Origin of the sequence: Candidatus Regiella insecticola LSR1 (assembly GCF_000143625.1) — a bacterium.
GTDB classification, from domain to species: domain Bacteria; phylum Pseudomonadota; class Gammaproteobacteria; order Enterobacterales; family Enterobacteriaceae; genus Regiella; species Regiella insecticola.
In genome coordinates this window covers 458,612-471,329 of record NZ_GL379589.1, presented here as the reverse complement: position 1 = coordinate 471,329, position 12,718 = coordinate 458,612, and the positions used below count along the sequence as shown (strand labels likewise).

At 42.0% G+C, this 12,718-nt stretch carries 9 protein-coding genes and 2 pseudogenes; 3 read left to right on the top strand and 8 right to left on the bottom strand.

Annotated features, from left to right (window positions below; all coding sequences use genetic code 11):
- Position 1 precedes the first annotated feature (1 nt).
- The 3 genes and pseudogenes from REG_RS11820 to REG_RS02700 all read right to left on the bottom strand — a co-directional run bounded on the left by REG_RS11820 (position 2) and on the right by REG_RS02700 (position 2,570).
- Positions 2-825, bottom strand: a protein-coding gene (locus tag REG_RS11820) for an IS5-like element ISRein1 family transposase (protein ID WP_260200023.1) whose coding sequence is annotated in 2 segments (ribosomal slippage) — positions 2-438 and positions 438-825 — 825 coding nt in all. Because the reading frame shifts where the segments join, the coding sequence is not laid out codon by codon here.
- Between the two features lie 65 nt (positions 826-890).
- Positions 891-1,588: pseudogene (locus REG_RS02705) on the bottom strand (MFS transporter); the annotation flags it as partial.
- Between the two features lie 277 nt (positions 1,589-1,865).
- Positions 1,866-2,570, bottom strand: coding sequence for a 7-cyano-7-deazaguanine/7-aminomethyl-7-deazaguanine transporter (locus REG_RS02700; protein WP_039906972.1), 705 nt, complete (start codon positions 2,568-2,570; stop codon positions 1,866-1,868).
- Between the two features lie 31 nt (positions 2,571-2,601).
- Here REG_RS02700 and tusA point away from each other — a divergent pair, with 31 nt between their 5' ends.
- Both tusA and emrD read left to right on the top strand, forming a co-directional pair.
- Positions 2,602-2,856, top strand: coding sequence for a sulfurtransferase TusA (gene tusA / locus REG_RS02695; RefSeq protein ID WP_039906970.1), 255 nt, complete (start codon positions 2,602-2,604; stop codon positions 2,854-2,856).
- Between the two features lie 157 nt (positions 2,857-3,013).
- Positions 3,014-4,192, top strand: coding sequence for a multidrug efflux MFS transporter EmrD (gene emrD / locus REG_RS02690; RefSeq protein WP_006704368.1), 1,179 nt, complete (start codon positions 3,014-3,016; stop codon positions 4,190-4,192).
- 60 nt (positions 4,193-4,252) lie between these two features.
- On the opposite strand, the gene glpK is transcribed toward emrD, so the two are convergent.
- The 3 genes and pseudogenes from glpK to sbcB all read right to left on the bottom strand — a co-directional run bounded on the left by glpK (position 4,253) and on the right by sbcB (position 8,366).
- Entirely contained in the window at positions 4,253-5,791 is a 1,539-nt protein-coding gene (gene glpK, locus REG_RS02685) for a glycerol kinase GlpK (RefSeq protein WP_039906969.1), read from the bottom strand.
- Positions 5,792-5,844: 53 nt separating this feature from the next.
- A pseudogene (locus REG_RS02680) lies at positions 5,845-6,657 on the bottom strand (MIP/aquaporin family protein); the annotation flags it as partial.
- A gap of 281 nt (positions 6,658-6,938) precedes the next feature.
- A complete protein-coding gene (sbcB, locus tag REG_RS02675; RefSeq protein WP_006704365.1) occupies positions 6,939-8,366 on the bottom strand; it encodes an exodeoxyribonuclease I in 1,428 nt (475 codons plus the stop codon).
- A gap of 271 nt (positions 8,367-8,637) precedes the next feature.
- Here sbcB and murI point away from each other — a divergent pair, with 271 nt between their 5' ends.
- Positions 8,638-9,504, top strand: a complete 867-nt coding sequence (gene murI / locus REG_RS02670; protein WP_039906967.1) for a glutamate racemase — start codon at positions 8,638-8,640, stop codon at positions 9,502-9,504.
- Between the two features lie 11 nt (positions 9,505-9,515).
- Here murI and mutT read toward each other — a convergent pair whose 3' ends face one another.
- Positions 9,516-9,920, bottom strand: coding sequence for an 8-oxo-dGTP diphosphatase MutT (gene mutT / locus REG_RS02665; protein ID WP_006704363.1), 405 nt, complete (start codon positions 9,918-9,920; stop codon positions 9,516-9,518).
- A 21-nt stretch (positions 9,921-9,941) separates the two neighbouring features.
- Positions 9,942-12,692: a preprotein translocase subunit SecA gene (gene secA, locus REG_RS02660; protein ID WP_006704362.1), complete on the bottom strand. Its 2,751-nt coding sequence runs from the start codon at positions 12,690-12,692 to the stop codon at positions 9,942-9,944.
- Between the last annotated feature and the right edge of the window lie 26 nt (positions 12,693-12,718).

The window sequence follows — 12,718 nt, the reverse complement described above, 5'->3', positions numbered from 1 at the left end:
TTTATCTAATTTCCATATTATAAATTGCAGCAATCAGATTAAATCTTAATCCAAAACGTTTTCGCCTGTTTCGATAACGGTCTGATACAATTTTAAATCTTTTAATCATACCAATGACATGTTCGTTTAATACACGCTGGCTTGATAACGCACGATTGTTGCGTTTATCTTCTTTTGTTAAGGGATTTTTCTTTGTCTTTTTCTTAGGCAACGCCGAGTTTGAATGAATCTTGCCAAGCCCTTGGTAACCTGTATCGGTAACTGTTTTGATGTCAGGATGTATTCGCACACCAGACTCCTTAAACAACCTAAAATCATGGCGCCTCCCATTCGTAAAGCTTGTACAGATGACTGCTTTACTTTTTTTATCAACGAGCACTTGTGTTTTTAAGGTGTGTCGTTTCTTTTTTCCTGAGTAAAACGGCTTTTGTTTTTTTGGGGACGTTCAATCGGCGTTTCTGTGGCATCAATAAGAACCAGCTCATACTCCCTATCCCTTTTTAATACAGCTTTGCGTCCAGGTAGGGCAAAATCAGGATGCTTTATTAGCGTATTCTCTATCCATTTAATCGTTTCATAGCATGTGCTCTCACTCACGCCATAGCTTTGGCTGACATGAAAATAAGTGCGATATTCTCGTATATACTCCAGTGCCATTAATAAGCGCTCTTCTAAACCCCGCTTGGGTTTCCGACCTCCTTTCCCTTGCTTACTCTTATCTGCTTCATTCAATATCTTTATCATCTTTTCAAATGTACTGCGTTTAACACCCGTTAAGCGACGAAATTTTTCCTCTTCCAGTACTTTTATTACTTCATATTTCATGGCGGCTCCTTGTTCAGGAGTGTTTTACCAAAATTCCTCATGAATGCTAGTTTCCGAAGAGGTCTATTGTAATCATCTGGGTAATCATTTTTATATTCTTCAATGGGGGGCAAACCACAGGATTGGGGAGTATCGCGCATCAGAGCAAAGGTAATGAGTGCTACCAACATGGCGCTAAGCGCTGGCATGTATAATGCCGCCTTCCAATCATTAAACCAAGCCATCCCCAACAGAAACAATAATGGCGGTAATCCCCCGCCAACGTTATGAGCACAATTCCAAATAGAAACAATGGTGCCGCGTTCTTTTTTTGACCACCAATGCACCATGGTGCGACCACAGGGCGGCCAGCCTATCCCTTGAAACCACCCGCAAAAAAATAATAGTACAAACATCACCGTGATGCTTGATGTTGCCCAGGGAACAAAGCCCATAAATAGCATCACGGCAGCAGATAGAATCAGTCCAGCAGAGAGAAAAACACGTGGATTAGAGCGGTCAGAAATTGATCCCATAATAAATTTTGATAAGCCGTAAGCGATAGAAATTCCAGACAGAGCAACCCCTAAATCACCGCGTGAGAAACCGAGTTCGATTAGATACGGCACATTGCCAGCGTAAAATTTTTACGTACCAGATAGTAAGCCGCATAACCTAAAAATATCCCCATAAAAATTTGCCAACGTAAACGGCGATAGGTGGGATCGACCTGTTCTATGGGTAACTTACTTTTGTGGGATGCAGGCTTAAAAATACTCAACATAAGTGTCTCCGGTAGTGGGGTTTTGCAATAGACTTCTTTCGAAATCTACTGCGTGACGCGGATCCTGCGTTGCCTGGTGCGCGCAATCCTCATGTACTTACATACCCTTGGCCTTTGAAGCCGCCGCGTTGTTGGCTCGGGTGTTCGCCCTCATGGTATGTCTACGCTCATCGCCCGCCCTGGCAGCCGAAGGCAACTTCAAAGGCGAAGGGTATACTCTCTTATTTGGCTCCTTCTTTAAACAATTAATGATGATTAATTTTATGGCTAATAAATATCATAGTTTTGTTCTGCTAAAAATCGAGAGGTGAGCTCTGCTCGCCGCTAAAGATAACTGATGGTCAGTTTGACCGGAAAAATATTTCAGTAAAACAGTTAACATTGCGCCATAAATCGGTAAGAAAAATAATAAGCAGACAAATAATTTGAAACTATAATCTACAAGCGCTATTTCAATCCAATGCGTCGCCATGAAAAGATCGCTACTCTTATAAAAAGCGATAAAGAAAAAGGTAAAAGTATCACTAATATTGCCAAAGAACATTGCTGCTGTTGGTGCAATCCACCAGGTACGATACTGACGTAGACGGTTAAATACCTGAACATCGAGGAACTGTCCTAAAATATAGGCCATAAAACTGGCGATAGCGATACGAGCGGCGATAAGATTAAAGTTATTGAGTGCGGATAATCCTTGCCAGTTTCCTTGATAGAATAAAACCGCCAGCATATATGAAATCAACAGGGCGGGCAGCATGGCTAATAAAATGATCTTCCGCGCTAATCGAGCGCCAAAAATGCGTACGGTTAAATCAGTGGCTAAGAAAATAAACGGGAAAGTAAATGCGCCCCAAGTGGTGTGAAAACCGAAAATGGAAAGCGGCAATCGCACGAGATAATTACTGGAAGTAATGATGACAATATGGAATAGTACCAGCCACAGTAAAGCCGACATTTGTTGTTGGTAAGTTAATGAATACATATAATGCGCCTTTATAATACAGAGAACAAATATGAGAGCCCCTTTTGCTAACCCTGACATAACCATCAATGTTTCGGGTATGCGTTGTCCAGAACCCGTCATGATGGTACGTAAGGCGGTGCGTCATATGGATAAGGGACAAACGTTATTGATTATTGCCGATGATCCCACCACGGCCCGTGATATCCCTGCTTTTTGCCGTTTTATGGATCATCAATTATTAGCACAGAATGTTAAACAGACACCATATCAGTATTTAATTCGCAAGGGGATGGATATCGATTAACGGGTTCTGTTAGAGCTTGTTCCAAATCTTCTTGAGCGATGCTCATTTTTGACGAAGTATCAGCGAGCACAAGAGATTTCGAATAGGCTCTTAGCAGATCATTTCATATTCAGTCATCTTATACACCCTCAATTTCATAAAAAATTAGTCAATATTAATGAGAAAAATAGAGAATTTTCACCTGTTAGTGATACTAATTATGCTCATTGCGGTAGGGCAGATGGCGCAGACTATTTATGTTCCGGTGATCGCAGAGATTGCTCATGACTTTGCTGTGCCTACGGGTAGTGTACAACGAGTCATGTCTGCCTATCTGCTCACTTATGGTGGTTCTCAATTGATTTATGGTCCTTTATCTGATCGGATTGGGCGTCGGCCGGTCATCTTGACCGGGTTGCTTATTTTTATTTTTGGCGCATTAAGTGCTCTGTTGGCCGATAGCCTGACCCTGTTGGTGCTAGCGAGTGCGTTACAAGGAACGGGAACCGGCGTGGTTGGAGTAATGGCGCGTACCATGCCACGTGATCTGTATTCTGGTACGGCATTGCGTTATGCAAATAGTTTACTGAATATGGGAATTTTGGTTAGCCCGCTACTCGCTCCATTGATAGGTGGTATGCTTGGCAGCTATTTTGGATGGCGTGCTTGCCACGCTTTTTTACTGTTGCTCTGTAGCCTCGTTACCTATTGTATATTTCGCTATTTACCAGAAACTCGCCCAGAGCAAACCGAATCACAACCTATGTTCGCGAGTTTTTATCACTTGTTATCCAATACGTTATTTAGCCGTTATCTCATTATGTTGATTGGTGCATTAGCAGGCATCGCCGTTTTTGAAGCCAGTGTCGGTGTATTAATGCGGGACGTATTAAAATTAAACAGTCTCACCGTAAGTATTCTATTTATTTTACCTATTCCCGCCGCGTTTTTAGGTGCATGGTATGCCGGACGTGATAATCAACCTTTTTATAACTTGATGTGGTATGCGGTGATGAGTTGTTTACTCGCTGGGTTGATGATGTGGATCCCGAGTTGGTTTGGTTTTATGAATGTTTGGACACTCTTACTGCCTGCCGCCTTGTTCTTTTTTGGTGCTGGCATGCTGTTTCCACTGGCGACGACTGGGGCGATGGAGCCTTTTCCATACTTGGCGGGTGCCAGCGGGGCTTTGGTTGGCGGATTACAAAATATGGGATCAGGGTTAGCCACTGGATTATCAGCAATATTGCCACAGACTGGGCAATTTAGTCTTGGATTATTAATGTTCACTATGGCAACACTGATCTTTTTGTGTTGGTGGTCTTTGTCTAAGAGCCTGTTTAAAATTTCTAATTGAAAGTCGCTCAAGAAGATTTGGAACAGGCTCTAAAGGCATTAAAGCGTGTGGAATTAAAAGCTAGTCGTGTTCCTCCCACGCCTGTGCGCGTGCAACTGCTTTTTTCCAGCCGTCGTAAAGACGATCACGCTCTGTTTGCTCCATATAGGGTATAAATGTTTTTGGCGGGGTAGCATTTTCAGTTGTTGTATCCTTTCCTTTTAAATCTTTTACATCCTTCCAGAATCCAGTCGCTAGGCCAGCTAGAAAAGCGGCACCCAAGGCGGAGCTTTCATTTATCGTTGGGCGTTGAACGTTAATATTTAAAATATTAGCCTGGAACTGCATTAAAAAATTATTGGTTACGGCGCCTCCATCCACCCGCAGTGATTCTAGGGAGATCCCAGAATCATTTTGCATAGCCTCTAAAATATCACGTGTTTGATAAGCAATCGCTTCCAACGATGCACGGGTAATATGATTTCTGTTAATTTCACGGGTAATACCGAAAATTGCGCCACGCGCATAGGGATCCCAATAAGGGGCTCCTAAGCCAGTGAACGCAGGAACCACATAAACTCCATTGCTATCACTAATTTTACTGGTTAAATATTCTGAGTCAGAGGAATCACTAAAAAATCTCAGTTCATCACGGAGCCATTGAATACATGCGCCACCAATAAATACTGAGCCTTCGAGCGCATAATTTACTTCTCCTTTAGGACTACAGGCGATGGTAGTGAGCAAATTGTGTTTGGATTCTATTGCTTTGTCACCGGTGTGCATGAGTAAAAAACAGCCTGTCCCGTAGGTATTTTTTGCCATCCCTGATTTTACACAGTGTTGCCCGAAGAGTGCTGCTTGCTGATCGCCAGCGATCCCGGCGATAGAAATGCGTATTTTGCCTTCGCCGCCGATATTGGTTTTACCATAGATTTGAGAAGAAGATTTTACTTCAGGTAGCATTGTTTCGGGGACATCAAATATTTTTAGTAATTCAGGATCCCATGCTTTTTTATGGATATCGAACAACATAGTACGTGAGGCATTGGTATAATCGGTGACGTGGACTTGGCGATTGGTCATTTTCCAAATCAGCCAAGTGTCAACGGTGCCAAATAATAATTCACCTTTTTTAGCGCGTTCGCGCGCCCCGTCCACATTATCAAGTATCCATTGTAGTTTAGTGCCAGAGAAATAGGGATCGACCATTAGCCCTGTTTTTTGACGGATAAATTCTTCTTTCCCGTCTTTTTTTATTTTTTCACAGCTGTCTGCTGTACGGCGACATTGCCACACAATTGCATTGTAAATGGGTCTTCCGGTGTTTTTATCCCAAACAATAGTGGTTTCCCGCTGATTGGTAATGCCAATGCCAGCGACGTCATTATAATTGATATCGGCTTTCGCCAACACTTCGATTAAGGTAGAACTTTGTGCTGCCCAAATATCCATTGGATCATGTTCGACCCAGCCTGGTTTTGGATAAATCTGCTTAATAGCATGTTGGGCAATGGCGATAATATTAGCGTGCTTATCTAGCACTATCGCCCTTGAACTGGTCGTGCCCTGATCCAGAGCGACAATGTATTTTTTTTCACTGGCTGTTGTTGTGGTCATAATCATCCCCTACCTATTGGTTATTACGTTTTTTTGATATGAAAAATATCAGCCATACGGCGACCAATTAACATACGATAGCTAAATGCGCCTAATAGAGCACCTATGATAGGAGCAAAAATAGGAATAATGAAATAGGGGATATCACGTCCACCGGTGAAGGCGATAGTTCCCCATCCCGCCAGATAAGCGAAAATTTTAGCACCAAAATCTCGGGCAGGATTTAAAGCAAAACCGGTAAGCGGTCCAATAGATGCGCCAATGACTGCAATCAAAATACCAATGAGTAATGGCGCGAGTGGCCCGCGAGGAATACCATGGCCATCATCGGTCAACGCTAAGATTAAACACATCAAAATAGCGGTAATCACGGTTTCTACGATAAAAGCTTGGTAAACAGAGATATTCTGATGAGGATAGGTAGAGAAGACACCCGCTAACTCGAGGCTATTTGCAGCCCCTCGTGTCATATGATGGTTTTGTTCAAAATCGATAAACAAATTGTGATATAAGCCATAAATTAAAGCCGCCCCACAAAATGCGCCGAGCATTTGCGCCAAAATATAGGGCATGACTTTGCGGATATTAAAAGAAGAAAATAACCAAAATGTGATAGTCACTGCGGGATTGAGGTGTGCGCCAGAAATAGCTGCGGTTAAATAGACCGCCATAGCAACCCCCATGCCCCAGATAAGACTTATTTCCCACTGACCGAAGCCAGCTCCAGTTAATTTCAACGCCGCGACACAGCCAACGCCAAAAAACATGAGTAAACCGGTGCCAATAAATTCAGCAATACATTGATCTTTCAAAGTGTAATGATTTAGCGGTGGTTTTTTTTGCGGCGGGTGAGTGATTTTTTTCATTGTAATATCCCAACAATCCTAATGATAGAATGTAAATTATAGTGAATGAGTGTAACAATGAGACATTTACTGTAATCAGCTAACTGTTCTTATCGTATTGTTGTCCTTTTAAGGCTAATGATTTTAATGTCATATTTTTTCAGCGCGAATATAGCCTTCGCCTTTCAAGTTACGGCGGCGTTGGCAGCTCGCACTCAACCCAGTCATGTACTACTTGTACACTCCTAGGATTCGCTTGATTGCCGCCTTGCCGTAACTCGAAATTCATTGAATATAGGTGTTTACCCTGCTAATCGACATACATAGTCCAGCAAGGATTTTAATAAGGATGATTTTTCTTCATTATTTTGATACTGATAGCAAAGTTGGTTTAATTGCAGAATGTACTCTTTGATCTTCTCAGGGCTCAGTACCTCTTTCCGGTATTCCAACAAACGTCGTTGTTCAGTGTCATCTAAGGTATTGTGATAATTTCTAGCACGGAAACGAAAAAGTAAAGTTTCCAAGCGTGGATCCTGAAAGCAAAAATTCAGTGCGGGCAAATTTTGTGGGGATGTTTGCTGAATTTTTTTTATCGTGTTGTGATCAGTATCATTAAAAAATCCGCAATAAAGTTGTGCATCGACATTATTAACCTTTGGGCGAGCTGTCATCTGCTTAAACAATGCGTTCACTTTTTCTTTTATTTGTGGATTTTGGCGGAGTGACTCTAGCTGATTCAAACAGTATTGGAGGTCTATCTTTAACCGCTTTGTTTCTTTTTCTCGCCAAGTATTTACCGGGGCTAATATCGGGCATTTATTAATATGCACTAATTTAAGCGGGATTGTTATTTGTTGTGGATTTAATGGATCTTTAGGCGTGTAAAGGTGCTCCCGCAATGTATTAACATCTAAACTTAATGGTGATATATCCGCCGCTAAGTCACATACAATCACCGCGTTTTTGTTTTCTGGATGCCACGCCAGGGGGGCAACTAAGCTAATATTACTTCGACGAACACCAAACATACCAGAAACATGGACTAAGGGTGTCATGTTTTCAATATCAATCAATGCTTTGATTTTGTGTTTGCTACGATGGTGGTAAAAATACTTAAACAGACGCGGCTGTGCTTGCTTGACTAATTTCGCTAGCTCGATAGTGGCATAGACATCAGACATCGCATCATGTGCTTTTAAATGCTGTATACCGTTAGCTTTAGCTAAGTGCTCTAACTTAAAACTCGGTAATCCATCGGCGTTTTTTGGCCAATTAATACCTTCGGGTCTTAATGCGTAGCAGGCGCGCACCACATCGAGCAAATCCCAGCGTGAATTACCATTTTGCCAATTATAGGCGTAGGGATCATAAAAGTTACGATAGAAAATATTGCGGCTGACTTCATCATCAAAACGAATATTGTTGTAACCGAGAGTACAGGTACCGGCAACACTGAACTGTTGATGAATTTTTTGGCAAAATTCTGCTTCATTCACCCCGTGCTTCAAAGCATATTGAGGGGTAATACCCGTTATCAACACCGCTTCTGGCTGAGGAAGATAGTCATTAGCTGGAGCGCAATAAATTACTAAAGGGTCGTCGATAATATTAAAATCGTCATCAGTACGTACTCCAGCAAATTGTACGGGTCTATCCAGCGCCGGATTTTGGCCAAAGGTTTCGTAATCATGGACGTAAAATGTCGATTTTTTGCATTGCTCTAACATAGTGTTTGCTGGCTCGTCTGGATCTTAATGTTATGATTATACCTCTCGCCTTTGAAGCCGCCGCGGCGTTGGCGGCAGGTGCTCGCCTCATCAGGTAATATTTCTACGCTCATCGGTCGGTCGCACTGGCAGCCGAAGGCAACTTCAAGGACTGTGGGTATATTACGTTAACTTTATACTTAAAAATTACTGAATTGAAGCACAGGATTTTAATTAAAAGCCAATGAAAAGGATAAGGTAACTCACTTGGCAAAAAAATATGAGACGGTTTATGTCAATCAGATTTGATGAGGTGAATACGATTTCATTGCAGGCTCGGAACGCTAAGGTTGATCAGCGCTTTCGGCCTACAGTGCTGATTTTTGATTCCGGAGTGGGGGGGCTATCGATATATCAGGAGATCCGGCAATTACTGCCAAATATTCATTATATTTACGCTTTTGATAATCAGGCTTTCCCCTATGGTGAAAAAACAGAAGCTTTCATTGTGGAGCGTGTGCTAAAAATTGTCACTAGAGTACAACAACAGCATCCTTTAACGCTGGTAGTTATCGCCTGTAATACGGCGAGTACCGTTTCTTTGCCGACCCTACGTAAATATTTTTTTTTCCCAATTGTCGGCGTCGTGCCTGCTATTAAACCCGCTGTTCAACTCACTCGTAACAAACGTATCGGTTTGCTTGCAACCCGTGCAACGATACACTGTACTTATATCCAAGATCTGATTGAATGCTTTGCCGCCGATTGCCAAATTGAAAGACTGTGGTCCTCTGAGCTAGTTACATTAGCAGAGAAAAAACTGCACGGTGGATCGGTTTCTGTTGAGGCATTAAGAAAAATTTTAACGCCATGGCTAAATATGGATTCTCCTCCCGATACGGTGGTACTGGGCTGTACACATTTTCCTCTGCTAGCAGAAGAGTTGGCAAAAATTTTACCTTATAACACGCAGATGGTGGATTCCGGCGCTGCAATAGCGCATCGGGTTGTTTGGCTGCTGTCACTACAACAGAAAGCGGTATCTACAACGGCAAGAAATATTGCTTATTGCACGCAAAAAAATGCTAATACGGCTTTGCTGCTACCTGTTCTACAACAATATGGTTTTTCAACCATGGAAGAGCTGGCCATAATATAAGCGGTATCCGCTTAACTTAAAAAGGGGGCAGCGTTGGTTAGCATATGAATGATCTCGAGATTTGCTAACGGAAATTCTGATGCTTGTAATTCATGCTGACACACCCAGCGCATCGGTTGTCCTTCACGACCAAATGGCTTCCCTTGCCATTGTTCTACTAAATAAAAATGTAAGGTTACAATACGATCAGAAAAACGATGCTCCAATACTTTAAATAAGGACATTTGTTCAATAATGATCCCTATTTCCTCTAATAATTCGCGTTTTAGCGCAGATTGAGGCGTTTCTCCAGGCTCTATTTTCCCTCCAGGAAACTCCCAAAAGCCTGCCATATGTGAATCAACCGCGCGTTGAGTAATCAGTATTTTGTGTTGTGCATTACGAATAATGCCGACGGAAACTTGTAGAGATTGCAATTTTTTTCTCCAGCAGACCTGTCAGCGCCCATTATATAAGCGCCCGTGACACTGTTTATATTTTTTATTGGAGCCACATGGGCATGGATCATTGCGACTCACTTTATTTTCGGTATTAATTGAACTGGGTACTTCTGTGGTTTTTTGTAACAAGCTCTTGTCATTTTGAAAATTATTTTTATAGCTGAATTTTTGCTGTATTTCCAAACGGGCTGCTTCTTCACGACGTTGTAATTCTAGCGCTTCAATTTCTTTTGGCTGCTGTACTTGTAATTTGCTTAGTATCGTCATCACTTCATATTTTAGTAATTCCAGCATAGAGGAAAACATCGCAAAAGATTCATGCTTGTATTCTTGTTTTGGATCTTTTTGCGCATAGCCTCGCAGATGAATACCTTGACGGAGATAATCCATCTCCGCTAAATGTTCTTTCCAGAGCGAGTCAAGTGTTTGTAACATGATGCTTTTTTCTATGTTTCGCATCATTTCTTTGCCAATAATGTCTTCTTTGTGCTGATAAACTTTAATCGCTTGTTGCAGAATATTTTGACGTATTGTTTCTTCATCGAATGGTGCTGTTTTTGCTTGCTTTTCATCTGGTAACCACTGTGAAATCGAAATATCTAAATCGAAATCATTTTTTAATCTTTGCTCTAGCCCTTTAACATCCCACATTTCTTCTAGTGATTGAGGTGGAATAAAGTTATCAATGGTTCGTTTGAATACGTCTTCACGAATGCTATTAATGGTTTCACTCACGTCTGGAACGTTTAATAATTCGTTACGTTGATTATAAATAGCCCGCCGCTGATCATTAGCAACGTCGTCGTATTCTAATAATTGTTTACGCATATCAAAATTACGACTTTCTACTTTACGTTGCGCATTGGCAATTGCTTTTGTAACCCACGGATGTTCAATGGCTTCATCGGGTTTCATCCCCAATTTACGCATCATGCCAGATACACGATCAGAAGCAAAAATCCGCATTAAGGAATCTTCCATCGAGAGGTAAAAACGTGATGAGCCCGCATCTCCCTGACGTCCTGCCCGTCCACGCAACTGGTTATCAATACGTCGCGATTCGTGGCGCTCAGTACCTATAATATGTAAACCACCGGATTTTAGTACCGCATCATGACGGATCTGCCAGGCGGTTTTAATGGCGTCAATTTGATCTTGTGACGGATTGTCCAGTAGAGCAATTTCACTTTGCCAACTACCACCCAGTACAATATCCGTTCCTCGTCCGGCCATATTAGTGGCAATAGTGACCGCTCCTGGTCGCCCTGCGTGTGCGATGATTTCAGCTTCTTTGGCATGAAATTTGGCATTCAATACTTGGTGGGCGATACCTGCTTTCTTTAAATGGTCAGAGATGATTTCAGATTTTTCAATAGAGATGGTGCCTACTAATATTGGCTGCTGATTAGCAGTACGTTCGCGAATATCCTCAATAATTGCGTTTATTTTCTCCTGTTCAGACATATAGATTAAATCAGGCAGATCTTTGCGTACCATGAGTCGGTTGGTCGGCACCACAATGGTATCTAATTTATATATTGATTGAAATTCAAACGCTTCGGTATCGGCAGTACCGGTCATTCCCGCTAGTTTTTCATAAAGCCGAAAATAATTTTGGAAGGTGATAGCCGCCAGTGTTTGATTTTCGTTTTGGATCTCAACCCCTTCTTTGGCCTCAATAGCCTGATGCAATCCATCCGACCAGCGCCGCCCTGGCATAGTACGGCCTGTATGTTCATCAACGATGTTCACTTCTCCTTTATCCACTACATAATCAACATTACGAACAAATAATACATGAGCCCGTAGCGCCGCAGTGACATGATGCATTAGCATGATATTGCTAGAAGAATAGAGAGATTCACCTTCTTGCATGATGTTGGCTTCGATTAACATTTGTTCAATTAACATTAATCCCCGTTCTGTTAAATGGACTTGACGTGCTTTTTCATCAACGGAAAAATGCCCTTCGCCTTGGAAGGTTTCGGAATCCTCTTTTTCCTGACGGATCAGTTTTGGGATCAGGGTATTAATTTTAAGATACATATCCGAGCTATCTTCTGCCGGACCGGAGATGATGAGCGGTGTGCGTGCTTCATCAATTAAAATGGAGTCGACCTCATCGATAAGCGCATAATGTAATTCACGTTGTACACGCTCTTCTCGGCTGAAAGCCATATTGTCACGCAGATAGTCGAAACCGTATTCGTTGTTAGTACCATAAGTAATATCTGCCGCGTAGGCTGCGCGTTTAGAGGCCGCGTCCATGCCTGACATGTTAACGCCTACGCTCATTCCAAGAAATTCAAACAAAGGACGATTATTTTCAGCGTCACGTTGTGCCAGATAATCATTGACAGTAACAATATGAACACCCCGACCGCTCAGCGCGTTAAGATAAGCGGGAAGAGTTGCAGTTAGTGTTTTACCTTCACCTGTGCGCATCTCTGCGATACAACGTTTGTTGAGTACCATGCCACCAATTAACTGGACATCAAAGTGGCGCATACCAAACACCCTTTTACTCGCTTCACGAACGACGGCAAAGGCTTCACATATTAGATTTTCTAATGTTTCATTTTGTGCTAACTGATCACGAAATTTATCGGTTTTAGCACGTAATTGACTGTCTGATAATTTTTCAATTTCTGACTCCATTTGATTGATCAAAAATACTTTTTTGCGCATATGGCTTAAAGTACGATCATTACGGCAGCCAAATATTTTAGTGAGTAATTTAGTGAGCATAATTATTCATGTCTCTTACAATGCCG

Coding starts and splice junctions, on each gene's coding strand:
- secA (WP_006704362.1), bottom strand. CDS start 12,692: ATGCTCACTAAATTACTCACTAAAATATTTGGCTGCCGTAATGATCGT.
- glpK (WP_039906969.1), bottom strand. CDS start 5,791: ATGACCACAACAACAGCCAGTGAAAAAAAATACATTGTCGCTCTGGAT.
- sbcB (WP_006704365.1), bottom strand. CDS start 8,366: ATGTTAGAGCAATGCAAAAAATCGACATTTTACGTCCATGATTACGAA.
- murI (WP_039906967.1), top strand. CDS start 8,638: ATGTCAATCAGATTTGATGAGGTGAATACGATTTCATTGCAGGCTCGG.
- REG_RS02700 (WP_039906972.1), bottom strand. CDS start 2,570: ATGTATTCATTAACTTACCAACAACAAATGTCGGCTTTACTGTGGCTG.
- emrD (WP_006704368.1), top strand. CDS start 3,014: ATGAGAAAAATAGAGAATTTTCACCTGTTAGTGATACTAATTATGCTC.
- tusA (WP_039906970.1), top strand. CDS start 2,602: ATGAGAGCCCCTTTTGCTAACCCTGACATAACCATCAATGTTTCGGGT.